Raw genomic sequence first — 19,815 nt, 5'->3', positions numbered from 1 at the left:
CGACCCAGGGAGCAACCGCGGGCGCCGGGAATCGCCTCTCACCGGGGGATGCGTCCGACCGGCGAGGACGGAGGGCGGGAGGGCCGTATCCAGTCCGCCCAGCCTGTGTGCGCGCCGGAGATTACGCTCTGCGCGGAGTTCCCGTGCGAAGTCAGCGCGGGTCGACCACCGGAACCGTCTCGGGCTCGCCCGTCTCAGAGAGAGAAATGACATTCTGGGCCTGGATGCGGACGTACTCCGCGAGCGTGTGGTCGGAGAGGAATCCGACGTGGGGCGTGACGATCGTGCGTTCGTGGGCGAGGAGCGGATGATCGGCGGGAGCCGGCTCGGCGTCGAGCACATCGAGTCCCGCCCCGCGGATCTGCCCGCTGTCCAGCGCGCGGGCGAGGGCGGGCGTGTCGATCAACTGGCCTCGGCTGACGTTGACCAGGTAGCTGCCGGGTTTCATCCGCGCGAGCGACTCGGCATTGATGATCCCGCGCGTTTCGGGCGTCAGCGGCAGGTGAAGGGAGAGCACGTCGGCGGAGGCGAGTACCTCCTCGAAGCCGGCCAGGCGCACGCCGAGCGACTCCAGGCGCGCAACAGCCTCCGGGTTCTGCGCGAGGTAAGGGTCGTAGCCGATGATCTCGCCGAACAGCGATGATGCGAACCCGGCCAGCTTCGCGCCTATTCGGCCCAGCCCCATCAGGCCGAGCGTCTTCTCGCTGAGGCGGGGCGGGGTCACGGCCGGACGCGCGTTCCAATCGACGCCGACGGCCCGCTCGAAGAACGGGAAATCCCGGGTCGTCGCCAGGATGAGTCCGAGCGCATGGGTGGCGACTTCTTCCGTCGCGACACCGGGCAGGTTGGTCACCCACACGCCGGCCGAGCGCGCCGCGTCGAGGTCGACGTGGTCGAATCCCATCGAGATGAGCGAGATGATCCGCAGGTCCGGCAGCCCGGCGATCACCCAGTCCGGAATCGGCGCGTAGCCGACCAGCAAGGCCTGGGCGCCTCGCGACTCCGCCAGGATCCGCTCGGGGTCGAGCGTTTCCAGGAAGCGCACCGTGAAGCCGCTCTGTTCCAGAAGGCGGATGCCCGGGGTCGGGTCGATGTCCTCGTTGTCGGTGTAGATCGCCAGGGGCTTCGTCATCTACAGGACCTTCGACAGGAACGTCTGGGTGCGCTTGTGCTGCGGGTTCGAGAGAACGTCCCGTGGGGCACCCTGCTCGACGACGACGCCGCTATCCATGAAAACGAGGTGGTCGCCGACCTCGCGGGCAAAGGCGATCTCATGGGTGACGACGATCATCGTCATGCCGCTTGCGGCGAGGTCCCGCATGACGTCGAGCACCTCGCCGACGAGTTCCGGGTCCAGCGCGCTCGTCGGCTCGTCGAAGAGCATGAGCTTGGGTTTCATGGCGAGGGCCCGGGCTATCGCGACGCGCTGCTGCTGTCCGCCGGAGAGCTGCGACGGATATTTCTGAGCCTGGTCTGCGAGGCCGACGCGTTCGAGGAGCTGCATGGCGTGCTCACGAACCTCCGCCTTCGGCAGGCGCCGGACATCCACCGGCGCCAGCATCACGTTCTGCAACGCGGTCATGTGGGCGAAGAGGTTGAAGCGTTGGAACACCATTCCGATGTCGCGTCGCTGGTCCGCGACTTCGTTCTCGTTCAGCTCGTAGAGCTTGCCCGACCGCTCGCGGTACCCGACGAGCTGGCCGTCAACGGACAGTCGGCCCGCGTCGATGCGCTCGAGGTGGTTGATGCAGCGCAGCAAGGTGGACTTTCCCGAGCCCGACGGTCCGAGCAGGCAGAAGACCTGACCCGTGCGAACCTCAAGGTCGATGCCCTTGAGTACTTCAACGTGGCCGAAGGACTTGTGCACGTTTTCTGCTGTGACCATGGGAGTGCTCATGAGCCCGCTCCACCTTTCGCGTAGACGACGGGCCGGTCGCCCGGCGTGATCACCGGAGAGGTGACCCGGCCTGGCTTGAGATTGAGCAGGATTCGACGACGGCGAGGCGCGACTCCGGCGACCCCCCTGGCGAACCGTTTCTCAAGTCGCATCTGGATCAGCGTGGAGATCGTCGTCAGGGCGAGGTACCAGATGCTGGCGACGATGAGCAGCTCGAAAATGTAGAAGTTGCGGGACGAAATGACTTGCGCTCGGTTGAGCAGGTCCGGCGCCGCGATCACGGTGACGAGCGAGGTCATCTTCAGCATGGTGATGAGCTCATTGCCCATCGGCGGAATGATGACCCGCATGGCCTGTGGCAGCACGATCTTGAACATGGTCGACCGGCGGCGCATCCCCAATGCCATGGCGGCTTCGCTCTGGCCGTGGTCGACCGAGAGGATGCCGCCGCGAACGATCTCCGCCATGTAGGCGCCCTCGTTGAGGCCGAGCCCCAGCAGCGCGGCCACGAAAGCCGTGATGACCGTGTTCGTGTCGAGGCTGAATTCGCCCAGCCCGAGCCGCGGAAAGAACAGGGCGAGGTTGAACCAGAGCAGAAGCTGGACCAGCACAGGGGTGCCGCGGAAGGCCCAGATGTAGCCTCCCGCGACGGAGTTCAGCACCCGGTTCGGCGACAGGCGCATGACCGCCACGGTGACGCCGAGGGCGACACCGATGATCATAGACAGCACGGTCAGGGAAATGGTGACCCACAGCCCGCTCAGGATCGTCGGACCGAACAGGTTCGCCGCGATGATGGACCAGTCCAGGTTCTCATTCGTGGCGACGGCGTAGATGAAGGCAACCAGCGCGGCGAGCACGATGACGCCCGAGACCTGCTGTCCCCAATGTCGGACCGGGATGGCACGAATCGGAGTCTTCGCGTCAGTGGGCACCGGCTGGTCGCTCATTACAGGGTGCCGCCGTTGACCATTACCTCGGTGACCGCGCCCGAGCCCAGGTCATGCTTGTCGAGGATGGACTGGTACGTGCCGTCGGCGATCAGTTTTTCGACGGTCGCCTTGACTGCGTCCCGAAGGCCGGAGTCTTCCTTGGTGAACATCGGCCCCATGACGACGGGCAGGAGTGGCTGGTCGTTGCCGATTTCAAACTTGCCCTTGCCGCCGTCCGCCGCGGCGTTGTAGCGCGCGACGGCATCCTGGGAGAAGGAGGCGTCGGCACGGCCGCTGTGCACTTGCAGCATCGCGTCCGCGTCGGTGGCCAACGCCGTGACGGTGATCGCGTTGCCGGCGCACTCTGCGGTGTTGAACTTCTCCAGCAGGCTGACCTGGGTCGAGCCCTCCAGCACCGCCACCTTCAGGCCGCACAGGCCTTCGACGCCCGTGATGACCTTGGGGTTGCCGGCCGGGACGACGATGCCCTGACCGGTGAGGAAGTAGTCGACGAAGTCGTACTTCGCCTGGCGCGCCTTCGTGTCGGTCATGGCCGCAACGACGACGTCGATCCGTTTGGCGTCGAGGGCCGGGAGCAGGCCGTCGAAGGCCATGTTCGTAACGTCGACCTTGAGGCCGAGTTCGGCGCCGATCGCGTGGAAGAGGGCCATGTCGAGCCCGACGACGGTGCTGTTGTCGGCGTCCAGGTACTCGAACGGCGGGTAGAAGGCCTCGGTGCCGATCTTGAGCACACCCGCCTCCTTGATGTCCGCGGGGAGCATGGCGCGGAGGGTTGAGTCCGCCGTGGGGGACGGGTCAGTACCGGCCGCCTTGCCGTCTTCCGCCGAGCATCCGGCCAGCAGGGTCGCGGAAACCGCAAGGGTCACCCCGAGAACAATTGCCTTTCTCGTACCGCGCATTTTCCTGGACAGCATGGCTCCTCCTTGAGCGTGAAAGCGGGATGATGGTCAGACGATCATTGCATGAATGTAGAACATTATGACGTCTTTGCCGATAATTGTCCTACGATGGAGCAATGTTGACGACAATGATGACTGACGCACCCCCGACTACCCTCCACCACAACGGCGGGGCGGCGGTCGCTGAGACCCTGCAGGCGCACGGGGTCGATACGATCTTCGGCATCCCGGGCACCCACAACCTCGAGATCTACCGGCATCTCGTGCGCCTGGGCATCAGGCCGGTCACCCATCGCCACGAGCAGGGCGCCGGCTACGCCGCTGACGGCTACAGCCAGGTCGCAGGCAAGCCGGGCGTTGTCATCACGACCAGCGGCCCTGGCACGCTGAACGCCATGGTCGCCGCGGGCACGTCCTACGCGGAATCCCGTCCGGTTCTCATCATCTCATCGGGACTACCCTCCGGCACGGAGCACCTCGACGGCGGCGAGCTCCACGACACGAAGGACACCCTCGCCGCCATGGCGAGCATGACAGAGTGGAGCACCCGGGCGAGGACGCCGCGGGAAGCGACCGAGGCGATCGCCCACGCCTTCGAGGTCATGCGCACGGGGCGTCCGCGGCCGGTCTACGTGGAGATCCCGAGCGATGTGCTCGGCCAGGACTGGGACGGCGGGATCGCCAGAGCCGGTTCCACGCCCACCCCGTCGCTGGACGACGCGCTCGTGCGTCGGGCTGCCCAGCTGCTCGGCGGCGCCGGCCACCCGGCGATCATCGTCGGCGGCGGCTCTCGCGGAGCCGACGCGCAGGTGCGCCGGCTTGCCGAGGCGCTCTCGGCACCCGTGATCTCGACCTGTAACGGCAAGGGGGTGCTGCCGGAGGATCACCCTCTCTCGCTGGGGGCGCAGATTCGCCTGAAGTCGGCCCAGGACTGGCTGAATGCCAGCGACGCGCTGCTGGTCATCGGAAGCGAACTGGGTGACTCCGATCTGTGGGAGGGCAAGATCACGTCGCCCAATGTCATCCGCATCGACATCGCCCAGAGCCAGCTGGCCCTCAACGCGCCGGCGCGGATTGCCATCCACGCGGATGCCGCCGAAGCGCTGACCGCGATCCAGGCGGCTCTCGACCAGCAGGGCGCCCTCGCTGAACCTTCCGATGCAGCGGCCGGCGATCTTGCCGAGCTCAAGGCGGCCCTCGCGGCCGAAGCTCGTTCCGACGGCGAACTCTGGTTTGACGTCAACAATGAGCTCCGCCTGGCCCTGCCCGAGAACACAATCATCACGGGTGATTCCTCGCAGGTGACCTACTTCGGAACCGTGCACTTCTTCCCGGTCCCGTCGAAGAACTCGTTCCTCTATATGCCGCGCGTCGCCACACTCGGTTACGCCCTCCCCGCCGCGATCGGCGCGAAGGTGGCCAGGCCCGACGCGCCGGTCGTCGCGCTCCTCGGGGACGGGGCGCTCATGTTCTCCATCCAGGAGCTGATCACCGCCGTCGAGCAGGGTCTGACGATAGTGGTCGTTGTCGCGAACAACGGCGGATACCGCGAGATCCGCGACCAGCAGGCGGCACGCGGCATCGCCCCGGTGGGCGTGGACCTGCATGTGCCTGACCTGGTGGCCCTGGCGAACGCGATCGGGGCGACCGGCGAGCGCGCCGCGAATGCCCAGGATGCTGCGGCCCGTGCCCGCGCGGCCCTCGGGCGCCCGGGTCCCACAGTCATCACCCTCGACTTTCCGTAACGGTGCGTCGTTCTTCCTGGGCGGTGGGGGTCCGGGAGGAACGGCTAGGCTTCGGCGGCGTCGAGCCGGGCGCGGAGTCGGCGTATGGTTTCGTTGATGTGATCCTGGACGAAGCGCGCGGCGCCCGCCCTGTCCCCGGCAGCTATCGCCTCGGAGATGCGCCGGTGTTCGTCCAGGAAAGACTCGTCCTCTGCGTAGTCGAGACGCGAGGCGGCGAGGGCGTTGAGGAAGAAGGAGAGTTCCACCGCGATCTGGGCGTAGAAGGCGTCGATGCGCTCGCTGCGGAAATTGCGAACCGTGGCGGCATGGAACGCGAGGTCCTTCGCGACGATCTCGCGGTCGTCGCCCTCCGTGGCGGCGCGCTCCAGGTCGTCGAGTGCTGACTTGATCCCGGCGATGATTTCGGCGTCGGCGGGGAGGGAGACCGCGCCCACCTCGAGTCCGCGACGAGCGTCGTAGAGGTTGATCAGCGCATCCTTGGTCGGCTCGGCGACGATCGCCCCATGGTGCATCTCGTGACGGATGAGACGGCTTTGGCCGAGCAGCAACACGGCTTCGCGAACGGTGTTGCGGGACACGCCGAGAGTGGTGGCGATCGCGTTTTCCCGCAGGGGAGTGCCGGGTTTCAGCTCGCCTGCGAGGATCAGCGTCGTGATGTGGTCTCGCACGTGTTCCGCGGTGCTGACGCGCTGAACGGACATCTTCGTCAAACCTTGCATGCGCGCCAGTCTATTGCTCCTGCCCACATTGTTGTACGGTCCGACATTGGGACGCTTGGAGTGGGCTCCCGGTCCAGGCCGCACCGGCCATGCCGGAATGGCGAGCGTGCTGCCTCAGCGTGGCCAGTACTCCTGCGCGCGGCACGGCTGGCCGCCGACCAGGTTCAGGCAGGACCCGAAGACGGTGGGATAGCCCTCCGTCTGCGCGGGGCCGAACCAGGCCGTGTAGAACAGCCAGAAATTCAGGTTGCCGTGGGTGGAGCATCCGTCGCCGTCGTCTCCCGGCTGGGCCAGGGCGGCCTTGTTGGGCTGGTACGGGGTGTAGTTGTAGAGGTTGGCCGTGGCCTGGTTGCGGATGCGCACCGGTGTCGCCCCGCAGGTGGGGTCAGGGTTGTAGCCGACATCGACGACGCCCACCTTGTAGGCACGGTCCGGTTCCTGGGTGTACTGCCGGAACTGCCAGGCCGCCCGGTAGACCTGGTTGAAGAAGCCGAAATACTCCGTGTCGCAGTCGGCGGTGTCGGGGCAGCCGTACCCGGTCGCGCGCAGGTAGCCGGATGCGCTGGGCCGGGTCAGCAGGGACTGCTCCTTCTGCAGGAGAACCAGCAGCACCCGCGGGCTGATGGTGCACGCCTTGGCGACCTTGGCGATGATGCGGCTCGCGCGTTCGTCGGCGGCCGGGCGGTAGGCCGCGCAATGGCCGGCGTCCTGGGCGGGCTGGGCCGTGGTGGCCTCCCTGTACTCCCAGAGGCACGGCGCGTCCGCCCGGGCGATGCAGTCGCGGTGCTCCAGGAACGACTGGATGCCGGCCTCGGTCATCGCGTCGGGGTTGAAGAAGTTGTAGTCGCTGATGATGGCGCCCGGGTCGAAGGCCGCCGGCGCCGCGATCGTCTCGATCCGGCGGATTGAGCCGCCCAGAGCGAAGCCGGACCCCACGACGACCACGGCGATCGCGGTCACCAGCGCGAGCAGTTTCCGGCGCGGTGTGCCCAGGTGCGTCATGGGCAAACCCTATCGGGACCCGGCGGGAGAGTGCTGGGAGGAATCAGTCACCATCCCGCACGACGAGCTCGTCGCTGACCCGCACCCAGCGGCCCGGGATCATCTCCTCGTCGCCGCCCGGCTCCACGTATCGCACGGCCCCGCCGTGCGGGGTCGAAATCGTCAACGGGAACAAGGCGCCGCAGCCGAGGTTCGACTCGCCGGAGTCGGCGCGGAAGACGACGATGCAGACCCCGTCGGGACCGTCATCTCCGGTAAAGGCGGTGAGGAAGAAGTCGGCGCCGTTCCGGGACCCCACCAGACGAGAGGACTCGGCGTCCGCCCCGTGCGGCAGGGCGATCGCGACCGGCAGCCGGTCACGCTCCGCCTGGGCCGTGGCGCGGGCGGCGAACGGAGAATCCGGGGAACACGCGGAGAGCAGGAACAGCATCGACACGGCCGCGCCGAGCGCCGCCGCGCGCCGCGCAGGCGCTGCCCGGACCGGTGCGGTCGGCGCTGACAGCAGGGTCATTCCGTGTCCAGCCGGTTGCCGATGGCGAACCAGGCGATCGCGCCGAACAGGGGCGCGCAGACCACGGCCAGCACCCAGTTCGTGCGCGCTCCCGCCCGAAGGTGCACCGCTCGGGCGATCTGCACCAGGGCCGCCCCGATCAGGCCTACTGCGCCCACCGCGGCCAGGCCGGCCAGAGCCATCGCCGCCCACTCGATTGTGTCTGGACTGACTTGCACGTGCGGCCCCGCTAACGCTCGATACCCCCGGTGATGCATTCGGCGAATCGATGGTGCCGCCAGGCATCGCATCAACCTTCCCCCGCGAAAGCATCTTGTCCCTAAACCATACCAATTAGTATTCTTCTTGTGGGGAATGAGACCATACCGTTGTCGACCCGAGGAGTGGCATGCCGAAACAGCAACGGGCGATCGGAACGAGGGCGGCCATCCTGCGTGGCGCCGCGGAGGCGTTCGGCCGGAACGGCTACGGCAGCACCTCGCTCGCAGACGTCGCCACGGAAGCGGGGGTGACCAAGGGCGCGCTCTATTTCCACTTCGATTCCAAGGAGGCGATCGCGCTCGCCGTGATCGGCGCCCAGCACGAAGCGTCGATCGCGCTGGGCCACCGGATGCTCGACGGCTCCCTTCCCGGGCTGGAGGCCATCGTCACGATGTCACTGGAGCTGGCGACACAGCTGTGCACCGACCCGGTCGTGGCCGCGGGCATCCGCCTCACCATGGAATCGTCGGTTTTCTCGTCGCCGATCGTCGGCCCCTACCGCGACTGGATGGCCGTCTGCGAGGAACTCCTGGGCCGCGGGATCGCCGAGGGGGACGTCGCCGTCGGCACGGATGTCGCGGCGGCCGCCCATTTCATCAGCCCGGCCTTCACCGGGGTGCAGCTCGTGTCCGAGGCGCTCACCGGGCGGGAAGACCTCGACCGCCGGGTCGACGAGATGTGGGCGCTGATCCTCCCGGCACTCGTGGCGCCGGACCGGCGCGAACGACTGCTCGGCCTGCCGACCCGGCTGCGAGCCGCCCGCGCCGCCGCCGCGTCCCGTTCCTAGTCCTCGTCGTCGACGACGACGAGGGTGACGGCGATGTTGCCCCGGGTCGCCCGGGAGTACGGGCAGACCTGGTGGGCGGCCTCGAGCAGTTCCCGTGCGGTCGTGGCGTCGATTCCGGGCAGCTGGGCCTCGATGGTGACCTCGAAGTCGAATCCGGTGGCCATGCCGCCGACGAGGTGCACCGTGAGCGTGACCGCCGAATCGGCCACGTCCAGCTTCCGCTGCCGGGCGACCCCCTTGAGCGCGTTGTGGAAGCAGGCCGCCCAGCCGCTGGCGAACAGCTGCTCCGGGTTCGTGCCCGGCCCGCCGTCGCCGCCCATCTCGGCCGGCATCGACAGGTCGAGGTCGAGCTTGCTGTCGCTCGTGACGACCTTGCCGGTGCGCCCGCCCCAGGACGTGGCGGAGGCGGTGTAGACGGCGGTCGTCGGGGCTGCCGTGCCCAGTGCGGTGGGGATGCTCATGGTGGTCCTCTTTCAGTCGGGGGAGAGGGACACTAGGAACAGGCCCTCGAGAAAGTGCTTCGTATTCGAAACAACTAGGAGTGACCGATGAGTATTCCCCCGGATGAGCTCCAGCCGGCGGTGACCCCGGATGAGATGCGCGCCTGGGCGGCGATCTTCGAGACCTCCAACATCGTGCAATACGCCGCCGACCGGCAGCTGCGGGATGCCGTCGGCCTCACCCTGGCCCAGTTCGAGATCCTCGCCCGAATCGGCCAGGGGGCGGAGGACGGCCGGAGGATGACCGACATCGCCGACGATCTCACCGTGTCCCGCAGCGGCCTGACCTACCAGGTCGACCAGTTGGAGAGGAAGGGGCTGGTCATCCGCCGCCCGGCACGGGACGACGAGCGGTCGGTCGTCGCAGAACTCACCCCGGAGGGCGCCGAGTGCCTGGCCGCCGGCAGCCCCGGCTACGTGCGGCTCGTGCGCGAGATGCTCTTCGACCGGATCAGCCGGGCCGATCTCCTCGCGGTCACGGACATCCTCGACTCGGTGCGCACCCAACTCAAGTCCCAGCCGAAGCGGTCCACCCTCCGGCGGCCGCGCCGGCAGGCGGGACCGCCCGCCTAATCGGTGCTGGTCGTGCCGCGGGTCGCGCGGCCGGCCGGCCGAGCGGCGGCGCCCCGATTGCGCCACCAGGCCCAGAGCCGGGTCAGAATGCGCTTGAGGAAGGCACCGACCCGATGGGCCGCCGGGAATTCCGTGCCGAGGACCGCGAGCCCGAGGAAGACGATGAGCCAGCCGGGGCCCGGCAGGGGAACGAGGATGAGGCCGATGCCCACAATCCCGGCCCCGAACAGACCGACCAGGACGCGGTAGACCCAGCGCACCCGGGGGTGGAGTTCGACCCAGGCGCGGCACCGCCGCAGCAGACGCCGGACCGGGTGACCCGGGTTGCTTCCGCTGTCGATCTCCTCCGGAATGCTCACTCCCATGACCCGAGGGTAGAACCGCCCGCTGGGAATGGACCGCGGGCTTCCGGGCGGGCCAACGGCCCCGATTCGTGCCGCGTTCGGGGGGTCTTTCTGGGTGTTTTCTCTTGACAGTAGTGGACTTAACCGGTTTAGTTGACACTACTGAACCGGTTCAGTGCTCGAACCAGGAGACCCACAATGACGTACACCGCTGTTCGCTCACCATCCGCCCTCAAGGTCGTCGCCCTCACGGCTGCCGTGTCGATGCTCCTGCTCGGAGCAGGCACCGCCGCCGCGGCCGCGTCGCCACCGACATCCGTCGCCCACGGAGGGCAGTCGGCCAGGGCTCCGCTGACCAACCTCGCGCACCTCGACCTCCTCCTCGACACCGTGCCGCTCCCGGCCGTCGAAGGCCACACGACCTACGGCATCGAGGCCATGCCGACCGCCCAGGCACCGTGGACCTACTCGGATAAGAAGGCCGACGGCAGCTACGGGCGGGTGGGCGGCGGATCGCTCGACCCGGCCACCGGCCACTGGAGCCAGGGTGCCTACAACGCCGACGACATCGCCCGCACCGCGGTCGTCTACCTGCGCCACTGGCAGCTGACCGGCGACGCCGCGAGCAGGGAGCACGCGCTGCAGACGCTCCGCTCGCTGACCTACCTGCAGACCGCCACCGGCCCGAACGCCGGCAATGTCGTGCTCTGGCAGCAGGCCGACGGGACGCTGACGCCCAGCGCCACACCTCGGGAGCTGCCCGACCCGAGCGACTCCGCCGAGTCGTACTGGGTGGCTCGAACGGTCTGGGCCCTCGGTGAGGGCTACGCCGCCTTCAAGGGCGCCGACCCGCAGTTCGCCGCATTCCTCCAGGACCGGCTGCACCTCTCCCTCGACGCGCTCGGTCGACAGTCCCTGGCCCGATTCGGTCAGTTCGATGTGGCCGACGGAGTGAAGGTGCCGGCCTGGCTGATCGCGGGCGGGGCGGATGCCTCGGCCGAGGCAGTGCTCGGACTTTCCGCCTACGTCGCGGCGGCACCCACTGACGCCGCGGCCCGCACGACCCTCACCCAGCTGGCCGAGGGCGTCGCAGCGATGTCCGCCGGATCGGTCACCCAGTGGCCGTTCGGGGCGATCATGCCGTGGAACAAGTCGCAGACCCTGTGGCATGCCTGGGGCGGCATGGCCCCGGCAGCCGTCGCGACGGCATCCGCGGCGCTCGGCCGGACCGACCTGCTCGGTGCGGCCGTGAAGGATTCCGCCCAGTTCACGGCGCAGCTGCTCGCCGCCGGCGGACCGGACAACGCGTGGAGCCCCACCCCGGGTGAGGCACAGATCGCCTACGGGGTCGACTCGCGGGTGCAGGGTCTGGTCGCCACGGCCAAGGCCGCGAAGGCCCCCGGCCTGATCGACCTGGCCGCCGTCACCGCCGCCTGGTTCTTCGGAGCCAATCGGAGCGGGCTGGCTGCCTACAACCCGGCTACCGGCGCCGCCATCGACGGCATCGAACACGACGGCCGGGTCAACCCGAACTCCGGCGCCGAATCGACTATCCACGCCCTCCTCACCATGCTGGCGCTGGACGCGAACCCGGCACTGAAGGCGAAGGCGCTCGGCATCACCAGGACGGTCGGCACCAACGGCCTGAGCGTGGTCGAGGCCGAAGCCGGCACGATCACCGGGACCGGCACCGTGGTTCGGCCCGCGTCGGCGTGGACCGGCGAGGCCAACCTCTCGGGCGGGGCCTACGTCGCCCTGACCGCGGGGGACACGCTGAGCATCCCCGTTCCGGCCGCCGACCAGGCGCGCAATGTGTACCCGATCGTGAACCAGACCGAGGCGCCTTCCGGCGGCACGACCTGGTCAGCGGGCACGGCGCGGCTGGGCAGCACCGCCAACGGGGGAGCGGGCGCGCAGGGCATCACGGATGCGCCGGGCCGGCTCTTCCCGCTCACGCTCACGCGCTCCCTGCCGGCCGGTGCCACCGCCGTCGTCGGGGCTGCCGACGGTCCTGCCGCCGTGGACGCCCTTCTGGTGCAGCCGCTCGTCTCCACCGTCTCGGTGACCGGGCCGGCCGGGGACAGCACCGTCTACGTCAGTGCTGCCGGTGAATCCAGCCGGCGACTGGTGGCCGTGCCGCGCGGCTTCCGGCTGCAGCAGGAGGCGTTCGACGCGACCGGCAAGCCCGTGGCCTCCGGGCGAGACGGCCGGAAGGACGCATCGTCGACCGCCGTCACGGTCGCGCCCGGCGGATTCACCGTCACAAAGCTCGTGCGCAAGTAGGGCAACCTTCGCCGCACCGACCTGCACCCGCCGCACCCGTGGGGGGCGGCGGGCTCAGTGCAACCCCGAGATCGACCCTTTCGGTCGAGACCGGCCGGCAGGGAGGTCGACCTCGACCGGAAAGGTCGATCTCGGCGGGGAGAGGGATCAGACGGGGCGGGGGCGGGGTGGGGGACGGGGAGGTGAAGAGACTAGACCCGGTCGGGGACGGGCTCGGCGACCAGCTCGGCGACGGCGACGGATGCCTGCGGCTCGGCCCCCGGGAACAGTCGGGGCCGCAACCAGAGGGCCACGTAGACGAGGGCGACCAGCGCCGGGACCTCGATCAGCGGGCCGACGATGCCGGCCAGGGCCTGGCCGCTGGTGGCGCCGAAGGTGCCGATGGCCACCGCGATGGCCAGCTCGAAGTTGTTGCCCGCGGCGGTGAACGCCAGCGTCGTGGTGCGCTCGTAGGACAGACCGATCAGCTTGCCGAGAAGGAAACCGGTGAGGAACGTCACCGCGAAGTACACGAGCAAAGGCAGAGCGATGCGTGCGACGTCCAGCGGGCGGTCGATGATCTGCCGGCCCTGCAGAGCGAACAGCAGAACAATCGTGAACAGCAGACCGTAGAGGGCGAACGGGCCAACCTTCGGCAGGAACCGGCTCTCGTACCAGGCGCGGCCGCGGGTGGCCTCGCCGATCCGGCGGGACAGATAGCCGGCCAACAGCGGAATGCCGAGGAAGACGAGCACGCTCACGGTAATCGCCCAGATCGAGAACTCCGCGCTCGTGGTCGACAACCCGAGCCAGGCCGGGAGCACCTGCAGGTAGAACCAGCCCAGAGCGGCGAACGCGAACACTTGGAAAACCGAATTGACGGCGACGAGGAACGCGGCCGCCTCCCGGTCGCCACAGGCCAACTCGTTCCAGATCAAAACCATGGCAATGCAGCGGGCGAGGCCCACGATGATCAGGCCGGTGCGGTATTCAGGCAGGTCGGGCAGGAAGATCCAGGCGAGGGCGAACATCAGGGCGGGGCCGATGAGCCAGTTCATCACCAGTGAGGAGATCAGCAGCCGCTTGTCCCCGGCGACCGCTCGAGCATCCGAATAGCGCACCTTCGCGAGCACCGGATACATCATGACCAGCAGCCCGATCGCGATCGGCACGCTGATCGAGCCGATCGTGAAGGCGCCGAGGGCGTCACCGACGGCGGGAGTGAAGACCGCCATCAGCAGCCCGCCGCCCATCGCCGCGAGGATCCACACCGGCAGGAACCGATCGGTGAAGCCGAGGCGGGCTGAGACCGCGGTGGTCGGTTCGGGGGATGGCATGCGGCTCCGTCGATCTGAGCCACCCTGGATCGCGTGGCATCGGTAAGGAGTCTGGCGAATGCATCGATGGATGTCAATTTATGGGGGATACTGTTCTCATGTCGTTCATCGAGATCCAGACCCCCGTGATCACCGGGGCGGATGCCGCGTGTTGCGCCCCGGCGAGCCGGGACGCGATCGGAGCGGAGGCCGCGGAGGCGCTGGCCAGGTCCCTCAAGGCGCTCGCCGACCCGGCCCGGCTGCGCCTGGTCTCGATGGTGGCTGCGCACCCGGATGCCGAGGCCTGCGTCTGCGACCTGACCGAACCGCTCGGACTCAGCCAGCCGACCGTGTCGCACCACCTCAAGGTGCTCGTCGAGGCCGGACTGCTGACGCGGGACAAGCGCGGGACCTGGGCTTACTACCGCCTCGTGCCGGGCGCCCTCGACTCGCTCGCGGCGCTGCTCGCCGCCGTCTGAGTGGGGGCCTGAGGGCGGACGCCTGAGGGTGCCTGTCGGCCGCCGTCGGGCGATCGCGGCTCAACCCGCTCCGCGCGGGCGCGGGATGGCCGGCCCGGTCATGGCTTTCACAGGATGCCGAGATATTCTCGAGTCTTGCGCGCCTGGCCCGATGCCGACCCAGGTGTGCCCCAGGACACTTCCCGACGAGGGAGCGTCGTTCCCTTGGGCCAGCTCCACGCCGTGAACGCATCTCCGTCTGAACGAGGTATCCGCTCCCCGACCCCCGACGAGAGATCCCCGATGACCCTTCGCTCTGCTCCTGTGCCCTGCCCGACCACTTCGCTGGAAGGCGCCTATGCGGACGCGTAGGCCGGCCGCGTTCGCGTTCCTCTCGATGGTGCTCGCCGCCCTGCTGACCACGGTGCTCGCGATTCCGGCCCAGGCCGTCGAACGCGAAGGCTCGTCCGGCCCGTCGCTCATCGCGGCGGCGTCGACCGGTCCGGCGCAGAGCCTGGACGCGGGCAACGTGCTCGTGGCCGCGATCGCGCGGGACGGCTACTCCGTCGGCCAGACACCGGCCGCCGTGGCCAGCGCCGTGGCCAGCGCCGCGGCCGCGGCCCGACCCGCCGTGCAATGGCCGTTCCCGATGGCGGTGCGGCTCTCCGACCGCTTCGGCCCGCGGGACTCGCCGTGCGCCGGCTGCTCGTCGTTCCACAAGGGGCTCGACCTCCTCCCCGGCGAGGGAACGCCCGTGCACGCGATAGCCGACGGCGTCGTGCGCGAGGTGTCCGCCTACGACGACGGCGGACTGGGCGTGCACGTCGTGCTCGACCACACGATCGACGGGCGGCTCGTCAGCAGCGTCTACGCGCACTTCCAGGAGGGCTCGCTCGCCGTGGCCGTCGGGCAAGCCGTATCCGTCGGCGACCAACTCGGCGCCGTGGGCAACACCGGGCAGAGCACCGGGCCGCACCTGCACTTCGAGATCCTCCTCGACGGGGTCACCCCCACCGATCCGTTCGCCTGGCTGACCGACCGGGCCGGGCCGCAGTAGGCGCAGACCCGGATGCCTCGCGGGCTCAGGCGGTGGGCGCCGGAACCTCGAAGTACAGGTGAGCGTGGGCGCGGCATCCGTCATTAAACGGGGCCGAGCAGTGCGGGCACCGGGTGACCTGCCGGTAATCGGTGATGCTCAGGGTGCCCTGGCAGGCGCCGCAGAGGATGGCCGGCTCAGACCACTCCGATGCCGGCCATTGCCGGGCCGGGTGCATCTCCCCGGCCGTGTGGCAGAGGAAGCAGGGGTAGAACCGGCCGCAACAGGCGAACTTGATCGCCACGATATCCGCCGGCGTGCGGTAGTGCACGCAACGGGTCTCGTCGTCGACGGTCTGGCCGAACACCTGCATGCGGGACCCTACTTCGCGGCGACCTGTGCGGTGACGAAGTCAGAGAACGTTGCGGCGTTGTCGAGGGCGCCCGCGTACGCGACGCCGTTCACCAGCACGGTCGGCGTGCCGCTGATCTTCTTGATGTCGGCATCCGGCAGCGGGCCGGCCAGGGCGCGCTTGGTGGCGGCGCCCAGCCAGCTCGCGAAGGCACGGTCGGTGATGCAGGAGGCCACCTTCTTGTCGGTGACCCCGGCGGTCTTGACCAGGCCGGCCAGTTCGGCGTCGGTGAGCCCGGTGGTGCTCTCCTTGGGCTGGCTGGCGAACAGGGCCGTGTTCACGGCGAGGAAGTCGTCCGGCTGGTAATTCGCCACGCAGGCGACCGCGTTGGCGGCCCGGGTGGAGTACTTGCTGCCCGCGGAGTTGGAATCGAGGATCGAGATCGGGTGGAACTCGAGCGTGGCGGTTCCGGCGGTGACCCAGCTCGCGATCTGCGCGCCGTTGGTGGCCTCGAACTGGCCGCAATACGGGCACAGGTAGTCGACGTAGACGGCGATGTTCGCGGTGCCGGTGAGGGCGGTGCGGTCGGTCGCGATCGGCTTGGCGTCGGCGGCGAGGGCCTTCGTCGGCGTGGCCGTGATCGCCGAACCGTCGCCGGTGAGCAGGATGCCGTCACTGGCCATGTTGGCCGGGCCGGCGGCGGCAGGTCCGACGCTGTTGACGATCACCAGGGCGACGATCGCCGCAACGGCGAGCAGGCCGGCCCCGATCCCTCCGCGCATGAAGAGGCGCTTGCGCTTGTCGCGCTTCTGCTGCTCCTCGCGCATGAGCCGGGCGCTTTCGCGCGCCTGCTCGCGGCGGTCCTTCTTCGGGGGGACTGGCTTGCCGTAGGCGTTGCTGTTCATCTCGCTGTGCACCGTTTCGTCTGGGCTGACTCTTCGGTTCAAGGTTACGGCGTGCGCCTATCGGCGAAGTGCGGCGCGGCTGTGAGGCGGCTGTGAGCCAGGGTGCTGGTCGGCGCCCAGCATGGTGGCGAGCCCGTCGAGTACGAGGTCGAGCCCGACCAGGAACTCGTCACCGTAGAAGTACCCCGGCTTCAACACGTGGTCTGCCGTGAGCTCGGCCAGGTAGGGGTATTCGCTGCGGGGCAACTGCGCGAGCATGATCGCGGCCATCGCCGCCGTTTCCTCCGATGTGGTGACGGGCAGGCTCTTCTCCTGCATCGCAAACCCGTAGATGTAGCTGTCGACGGCCGAGAACGCGTGGGCCGTCTTCTCCACCGAGAACCCGCCGTTGCGGAAGGTTCCGATCACCCGGTCATGGTGCCGGAGGGTGGCCGGTCCCGGATTGGTCCCGGAATCTCGCACGGTGGTCGCCCAGGGGTGACGGGCCAGGACCTCACGGAAGGAGATCGACCGCTTGCGGATGGCGCTCTTCCAGTCGTCACTGTGCGACGGCAACTCGATCTCGCCGAAGATCGCATCGGCCATGCCGTTGATCAGGTCGTCCTTGTTGGCCACGTGGTTGTAGATCGACATGGCCTCCACGTTCAGGTCGTCGCCGAGGCGTCGCATGGTGAGGGCCTCGAGCCCCCCGGTGTCGGCGAGGACGATGGCTGCGGCGATCACCCGCTCGCGGTTGAGGCGGATTCGGGGCGCTGGCGCTGCCTTGCGCGGTGATGCCATGTCGGTCTCCTGCACTTTCCGGTTGACAAACCTTACCACGTACGCATATCGTGCTTACAAGATAAACCTACAGCGTAAGTTGTAATCACATACAACGTAAGGAAGTGAAGCCATGGATCCCACACCCCCGGCCGGCGATCGCATGAGGGCCGTCGTCTCGCGCAGCTACGGTCCGCCGGATCGCGTGGAGATCGAGGAGATCGCCAGGCCGGTCCCCCGTGCACACGAGGTGCTCGTGCGCAACCGGGCCTCGGTCGTGACCGCGGCGATGGTCGAGGCCAGACGAGGGGCCGCGATGGCGCGACTCTACTTCGGGGTGACCCGGCCCAAGTGGCCGGTGCTCGGCACGAACTTCGCCGGCACCGTGGAGGCGGTCGGTGGTGACGTGACCCGATTCGCGGTCGGCGACCGCGTCACCGGTGTCAACGTCGTCGGCTTCGCCGCACACGCTGAATACGTCGTGGCTCCCGAGGCGGGAGTGATCATTCGAACCCCGGATCGGTTGAGCGACATCGACGCCGTCGCGGCGTTCGACGGTTCCGTCACCGCGCTTCCGTTCCTGCGCGACCGCGCGCGGATCGCGCCGGGACAGTCGATCCTCATCAACGGCGCTGCCGGGGCGGTCGGCTCCGCAGCGGTCCAGCTCGCCAAGTACTACGGCGCACGCGTCACCGCGGTGTGCAGCAACGCCAACGGCGAAGCGGTGCGAGCACTGGGAGCGGACGTGGTGATCGACTACGCGGCCGAGGACTTCACCGACGCCAGGGACCGCTATGACGTGATCTTCGACGCCGTGGGGAAGAGCTCCTTCACCCGCAGCCGCCGGGCGCTCACGCGCGACGGCCTGTTCCTCGCGACGGTGCCCTCACCCGCGATCCTCGGCTGGATGGCCTGGACCTCCCGGTTCGGCCGGAGGAAAGCCGCGATCGAGTTCACCGGCCTGGCCGGGCAGGACGAGATGGCGAAGAACCTGGTCTTCCTCGGGGCGCTCGCCGAGTCGGGCGCACTCGTGCCCTTCATCGGCCGGACGGACCGCATGGAAGACGCCGCCCTGTCCCACCAGTACGTGGAGTCCGGGCACAAGAGAGGAAGCGCCGTGATCACGTTCGGCCACGTCGTCAGACAGCCCGCTCCGCGATGAGGCGGGGTCGACGACGAGGAGGTCCCTCCCCCGCGCGGCTCAGAACCAGGTGCTCAGGTGCGGCGGCTGAATGGTGTGGAACGCGGCGTCGAGGCGCGCGGCGGCATCCGTGCTGCCCTCGCTGAGCCGGCCTGCCCTGACGAGGGTGACCGCGCTCGTGCCGCCGAGGTAGAGGCTGGCCAGGTCCGCGGCGGACAGGGAGACCCGCACTCCGTCGGATGCGGCCGGTGCGGTCACCGGTCGGGCGTCGCCGCGGCCGTGTTCATCCACCGTGAGCCGGAACTCGCCGTCGGCGAAGCCGAGGTCGTCGCTCACCGTGAGGTGGAAGGTGCCGGGCGCGGAGTAGCGGCGCCGGCCGAGCACGACGGGCAGGTCGAGGATGCGCAGCCAGAGGTGGTCGCGCTCGTCGGTCTTGCGCAGGGCGCGCGGGTCGGCGACCTGCCAGCGGACGGGCTCGGCCACGCTGCGGAGCGGGGCTGCGACCTCGCTGACCAGATCCATCTCGAGCAGGAATCGCCAGAGCCCCGCGTAGGCGTCGTCGGTCGCAGCGACCAGGTCGGCGAGATCCAGCCGGGCCGGGTAGCCGCTGGGCCCGAGGGCCACCCGATAGAGGGCGAAACCCTGGGGGATGCCGTCGGCGTCGTCGAAACGCACGGCGCGGAGGGTGAGCTCGGGGGTGCCCGGCGCTGCCGGCATCAGGCCTAGCGCCTTCCGCCACCAGCCTTCCCGCCGGTCGACCTCGCCGGCCACCCCGGCCAGCTCTCGCGCCCGGGCGAAGACGGGCGGCCCGTCGGTCAGGAGCGTGTCCGGCGCGACCAGGTGCAGGCGGCCGGCCGGCCCCGGACCGGCCCAGCGGGCTCTGGTCGTGTCGATCGTGTAGCCGGCCTGGTGCGCGGCAGGGCCGAATCCGTAGCGGGCGTAGATGGTGGCCTCGGAGACGGTCAGCATGGCCAGCGGCAGGCCGAGCCGCGTGGCGGTGCGAAGTTCGGCGGTGAGCAGGGCGCGAGCGATGCCCCGGCGCCGGTGGGTCGGTGCCACCGTGACCGAGCTGATCGCCCAGGCCGGGAGGCTGCCGCCGGGAACGGTGACGTCCATCGGCCAGCACCGCACCGTGGCGACGGGCGTGCCCGGATCGGCGGCCGCCGGGTCGAGCACGGCCGTGATCCGGTCGCCGGCCACCTCCGCGGCCTGGGCGGCGAGCGACTCCGCGCCGGGCGCGGAATCGTGGAAGCCGCGGGCATCCGCCTGCAGCCAGCGCGTCACGGCGGAGTCATCGGCAGGGTCGATCAGGCGCAACTCGAGGCCGTCGGCCGCCAGGGCGGCGTGGGAATCGGCGTCGATGGGGAGCGCGGCGTAGTCGGTCACGGCCTCACC

Annotated in this window: 22 protein-coding genes; 7 read left to right on the top strand and 15 right to left on the bottom strand. The window is 69.1% G+C overall.

The window, feature by feature from the left end:
- Positions 1 to 151: 151 nt before the first annotated feature.
- From E3O32_RS09500 to E3O32_RS09485, 4 genes are read right to left on the bottom strand one after another with little or no spacing between them, the layout of a single operon-like run.
- Positions 152 to 1,132, bottom strand: a complete 981-nt coding sequence (locus E3O32_RS09500) for a C-terminal binding protein (RefSeq protein WP_134508901.1) — start codon at positions 1,130 to 1,132, stop codon at positions 152 to 154.
- A complete protein-coding gene (locus E3O32_RS09495) occupies positions 1,133 to 1,897 on the bottom strand; it encodes an amino acid ABC transporter ATP-binding protein (protein WP_277612770.1) in 765 nt (254 codons plus the stop codon).
- Positions 1,894 to 2,847, bottom strand: a complete 954-nt coding sequence (locus tag E3O32_RS09490) for an amino acid ABC transporter permease (RefSeq protein ID WP_134508899.1) — start codon at positions 2,845 to 2,847, stop codon at positions 1,894 to 1,896. Before E3O32_RS09490 ends, E3O32_RS09495 begins: the two co-directional genes overlap by 4 nt.
- Positions 2,847 to 3,716, bottom strand: a complete 870-nt coding sequence (locus tag E3O32_RS09485) for an ABC transporter substrate-binding protein (protein WP_166790815.1) — start codon at positions 3,714 to 3,716, stop codon at positions 2,847 to 2,849. The genes E3O32_RS09490 and E3O32_RS09485 overlap by 1 nt, the downstream gene beginning before the upstream one ends.
- 164 nt (positions 3,717 to 3,880) lie before the next feature.
- Between E3O32_RS09485 and E3O32_RS09480 the strand changes: the two genes are divergently transcribed.
- A complete protein-coding gene (locus E3O32_RS09480) occupies positions 3,881 to 5,494 on the top strand; it encodes a thiamine pyrophosphate-binding protein (RefSeq protein WP_241974744.1) in 1,614 nt (537 codons plus the stop codon).
- A gap of 44 nt (positions 5,495 to 5,538) precedes the next feature.
- On the opposite strand, the gene E3O32_RS09475 is transcribed toward E3O32_RS09480, so the two are convergent.
- From E3O32_RS09475 to E3O32_RS09460, 4 genes are all read right to left on the bottom strand, one after another.
- Positions 5,539 to 6,213: a GntR family transcriptional regulator gene (locus E3O32_RS09475; RefSeq protein WP_134508895.1), complete on the bottom strand. Its 675-nt coding sequence runs from the start codon at positions 6,211 to 6,213 to the stop codon at positions 5,539 to 5,541.
- Between the two features lie 114 nt (positions 6,214 to 6,327).
- Positions 6,328 to 7,215 (bottom strand): hypothetical protein, encoded by an 888-nt coding sequence (locus tag E3O32_RS09470; RefSeq protein ID WP_134508893.1) that lies wholly within the window; start codon positions 7,213 to 7,215, stop codon positions 6,328 to 6,330.
- A gap of 43 nt (positions 7,216 to 7,258) precedes the next feature.
- Positions 7,259 to 7,726: a hypothetical protein gene (locus E3O32_RS09465; protein WP_134508891.1), complete on the bottom strand. Its 468-nt coding sequence runs from the start codon at positions 7,724 to 7,726 to the stop codon at positions 7,259 to 7,261.
- Positions 7,723 to 7,944 (bottom strand): PLDc N-terminal domain-containing protein, encoded by a 222-nt coding sequence (locus E3O32_RS09460; protein WP_166790814.1) that lies wholly within the window; start codon positions 7,942 to 7,944, stop codon positions 7,723 to 7,725. Before E3O32_RS09460 ends, E3O32_RS09465 begins: the two co-directional genes overlap by 4 nt.
- Before the next feature lie 170 nt (positions 7,945 to 8,114).
- Here E3O32_RS09460 and E3O32_RS09455 point away from each other — a divergent pair, with 170 nt between their 5' ends.
- On the top strand, positions 8,115 to 8,774 hold the full coding sequence (locus E3O32_RS09455) for a ScbR family autoregulator-binding transcription factor (RefSeq protein ID WP_134508887.1): 660 nt from the start codon (positions 8,115 to 8,117) through the stop codon (positions 8,772 to 8,774).
- Here the strand turns inward: E3O32_RS09455 and E3O32_RS09450 are convergent.
- On the bottom strand, positions 8,771 to 9,235 hold the full coding sequence (locus E3O32_RS09450) for an organic hydroperoxide resistance protein (protein ID WP_134508885.1): 465 nt from the start codon (positions 9,233 to 9,235) through the stop codon (positions 8,771 to 8,773). The genes E3O32_RS09455 and E3O32_RS09450 overlap by 4 nt on opposite strands.
- An 87-nt stretch (positions 9,236 to 9,322) precedes the next feature.
- Between E3O32_RS09450 and E3O32_RS09445 the strand changes: the two genes are divergently transcribed.
- A complete protein-coding gene (locus tag E3O32_RS09445; RefSeq protein ID WP_134508883.1) occupies positions 9,323 to 9,847 on the top strand; it encodes a MarR family winged helix-turn-helix transcriptional regulator in 525 nt (174 codons plus the stop codon).
- Here the strand turns inward: E3O32_RS09445 and E3O32_RS09440 are convergent.
- A complete protein-coding gene (locus E3O32_RS09440) occupies positions 9,844 to 10,212 on the bottom strand; it encodes a TIGR02611 family protein (protein WP_134508881.1) in 369 nt (122 codons plus the stop codon). The two genes, E3O32_RS09445 and E3O32_RS09440, sit on opposite strands and share 4 nt — an antisense overlap.
- A gap of 177 nt (positions 10,213 to 10,389) precedes the next feature.
- Here E3O32_RS09440 and E3O32_RS09435 point away from each other — a divergent pair, with 177 nt between their 5' ends.
- Positions 10,390 to 12,474 carry a carbohydrate-binding protein gene (locus E3O32_RS09435; protein WP_134508879.1) on the top strand — a complete coding sequence of 695 codons (2,085 nt, stop codon included), beginning with the start codon at positions 10,390 to 10,392 and terminating at the stop codon, positions 12,472 to 12,474.
- Positions 12,475 to 12,665: 191 nt separating this feature from the next.
- On the opposite strand, the gene arsB is transcribed toward E3O32_RS09435, so the two are convergent.
- Positions 12,666 to 13,790, bottom strand: coding sequence for an ACR3 family arsenite efflux transporter (gene arsB / locus E3O32_RS09430; protein ID WP_134508877.1), 1,125 nt, complete (start codon positions 13,788 to 13,790; stop codon positions 12,666 to 12,668).
- A 98-nt stretch (positions 13,791 to 13,888) separates the two neighbouring features.
- On the opposite strand from arsB, the gene E3O32_RS09425 reads away from it, so the two are divergent.
- Positions 13,889 to 14,248, top strand: coding sequence for an ArsR/SmtB family transcription factor (locus E3O32_RS09425; protein ID WP_134508875.1), 360 nt, complete (start codon positions 13,889 to 13,891; stop codon positions 14,246 to 14,248).
- A 337-nt stretch (positions 14,249 to 14,585) separates the two neighbouring features.
- A complete protein-coding gene (locus E3O32_RS09420) occupies positions 14,586 to 15,284 on the top strand; it encodes a M23 family metallopeptidase (protein WP_134508874.1) in 699 nt (232 codons plus the stop codon).
- Between the two features lie 25 nt (positions 15,285 to 15,309).
- Here E3O32_RS09420 and E3O32_RS09415 read toward each other — a convergent pair whose 3' ends face one another.
- The 3 genes from E3O32_RS09415 to E3O32_RS09405 are packed head-to-tail and all read right to left on the bottom strand — an operon-like array spanning position 15,310 to position 17,300.
- Positions 15,310 to 15,636, bottom strand: coding sequence for a CHY zinc finger protein (locus E3O32_RS09415; protein ID WP_134508872.1), 327 nt, complete (start codon positions 15,634 to 15,636; stop codon positions 15,310 to 15,312).
- 8 nt (positions 15,637 to 15,644) lie between these two features.
- Positions 15,645 to 16,520, bottom strand: a complete 876-nt coding sequence (locus E3O32_RS09410; protein WP_134508870.1) for a DsbA family protein — start codon at positions 16,518 to 16,520, stop codon at positions 15,645 to 15,647.
- Between the two features lie 57 nt (positions 16,521 to 16,577).
- The gene (locus E3O32_RS09405; RefSeq protein ID WP_134508868.1) at positions 16,578 to 17,300 is read right to left on the bottom strand and encodes a TetR/AcrR family transcriptional regulator C-terminal domain-containing protein; all 723 of its coding nucleotides are present in this window, start codon (positions 17,298 to 17,300) and stop codon (positions 16,578 to 16,580) included.
- Between the two features lie 112 nt (positions 17,301 to 17,412).
- Here E3O32_RS09405 and E3O32_RS09400 point away from each other — a divergent pair, with 112 nt between their 5' ends.
- Positions 17,413 to 18,441 carry an NAD(P)-dependent alcohol dehydrogenase gene (locus E3O32_RS09400; RefSeq protein WP_134508866.1) on the top strand — a complete coding sequence of 343 codons (1,029 nt, stop codon included), beginning with the start codon at positions 17,413 to 17,415 and terminating at the stop codon, positions 18,439 to 18,441.
- 39 nt (positions 18,442 to 18,480) lie between these two features.
- On the opposite strand, the gene E3O32_RS09395 is transcribed toward E3O32_RS09400, so the two are convergent.
- Positions 18,481 to 19,806 (bottom strand): GNAT family N-acetyltransferase, encoded by a 1,326-nt coding sequence (locus E3O32_RS09395; protein WP_134508864.1) that lies wholly within the window; start codon positions 19,804 to 19,806, stop codon positions 18,481 to 18,483.
- Positions 19,807 to 19,815 lie beyond the last annotated feature (9 nt).

It is taken from the genome of Cryobacterium mannosilyticum, from assembly GCF_004402705.1.
GTDB classification, from domain to species: domain Bacteria; phylum Actinomycetota; class Actinomycetes; order Actinomycetales; family Microbacteriaceae; genus Cryobacterium; species Cryobacterium mannosilyticum.
This window is presented reverse-complemented; position numbering and strand designations above follow the sequence as displayed.

What these genes read in the sequence shown, in the direction of transcription:
- E3O32_RS09490 (WP_134508899.1), bottom strand. Translation starts at nt 2,847, where the DNA reads ATGAGCGACCAGCCGGTGCCCACTGACGCGAAGACTCCGATTCGTGCC.
- E3O32_RS09400 (WP_134508866.1), top strand. Translation starts at nt 17,413, where the DNA reads ATGGATCCCACACCCCCGGCCGGCGATCGCATGAGGGCCGTCGTCTCG.
- E3O32_RS09405 (WP_134508868.1), bottom strand. Translation starts at nt 17,300, where the DNA reads ATGGCATCACCGCGCAAGGCAGCGCCAGCGCCCCGAATCCGCCTCAAC.
- E3O32_RS09495 (WP_277612770.1), bottom strand. Translation starts at nt 1,897, where the DNA reads ATGAGCACTCCCATGGTCACAGCAGAAAACGTGCACAAGTCCTTCGGC.
- E3O32_RS09425 (WP_134508875.1), top strand. Translation starts at nt 13,889, where the DNA reads ATGTCGTTCATCGAGATCCAGACCCCCGTGATCACCGGGGCGGATGCC.
- E3O32_RS09410 (WP_134508870.1), bottom strand. Translation starts at nt 16,520, where the DNA reads ATGAACAGCAACGCCTACGGCAAGCCAGTCCCCCCGAAGAAGGACCGC.
- E3O32_RS09445 (WP_134508883.1), top strand. Translation starts at nt 9,323, where the DNA reads ATGAGTATTCCCCCGGATGAGCTCCAGCCGGCGGTGACCCCGGATGAG.
- E3O32_RS09415 (WP_134508872.1), bottom strand. Translation starts at nt 15,636, where the DNA reads ATGCAGGTGTTCGGCCAGACCGTCGACGACGAGACCCGTTGCGTGCAC.
- E3O32_RS09450 (WP_134508885.1), bottom strand. Translation starts at nt 9,235, where the DNA reads ATGAGCATCCCCACCGCACTGGGCACGGCAGCCCCGACGACCGCCGTC.
- E3O32_RS09455 (WP_134508887.1), top strand. Translation starts at nt 8,115, where the DNA reads ATGCCGAAACAGCAACGGGCGATCGGAACGAGGGCGGCCATCCTGCGT.
- E3O32_RS09480 (WP_241974744.1), top strand. Translation starts at nt 3,881, where the DNA reads ATGACTGACGCACCCCCGACTACCCTCCACCACAACGGCGGGGCGGCG.
- arsB (WP_134508877.1), bottom strand. Translation starts at nt 13,790, where the DNA reads ATGCCATCCCCCGAACCGACCACCGCGGTCTCAGCCCGCCTCGGCTTC.
- E3O32_RS09465 (WP_134508891.1), bottom strand. Translation starts at nt 7,726, where the DNA reads ATGACCCTGCTGTCAGCGCCGACCGCACCGGTCCGGGCAGCGCCTGCG.
- E3O32_RS09420 (WP_134508874.1), top strand. Translation starts at nt 14,586, where the DNA reads ATGCGGACGCGTAGGCCGGCCGCGTTCGCGTTCCTCTCGATGGTGCTC.
- E3O32_RS09440 (WP_134508881.1), bottom strand. Translation starts at nt 10,212, where the DNA reads ATGGGAGTGAGCATTCCGGAGGAGATCGACAGCGGAAGCAACCCGGGT.
- E3O32_RS09435 (WP_134508879.1), top strand. Translation starts at nt 10,390, where the DNA reads ATGACGTACACCGCTGTTCGCTCACCATCCGCCCTCAAGGTCGTCGCC.
- E3O32_RS09470 (WP_134508893.1), bottom strand. Translation starts at nt 7,215, where the DNA reads ATGACGCACCTGGGCACACCGCGCCGGAAACTGCTCGCGCTGGTGACC.
- E3O32_RS09500 (WP_134508901.1), bottom strand. Translation starts at nt 1,132, where the DNA reads ATGACGAAGCCCCTGGCGATCTACACCGACAACGAGGACATCGACCCG.
- E3O32_RS09475 (WP_134508895.1), bottom strand. Translation starts at nt 6,213, where the DNA reads ATGCAAGGTTTGACGAAGATGTCCGTTCAGCGCGTCAGCACCGCGGAA.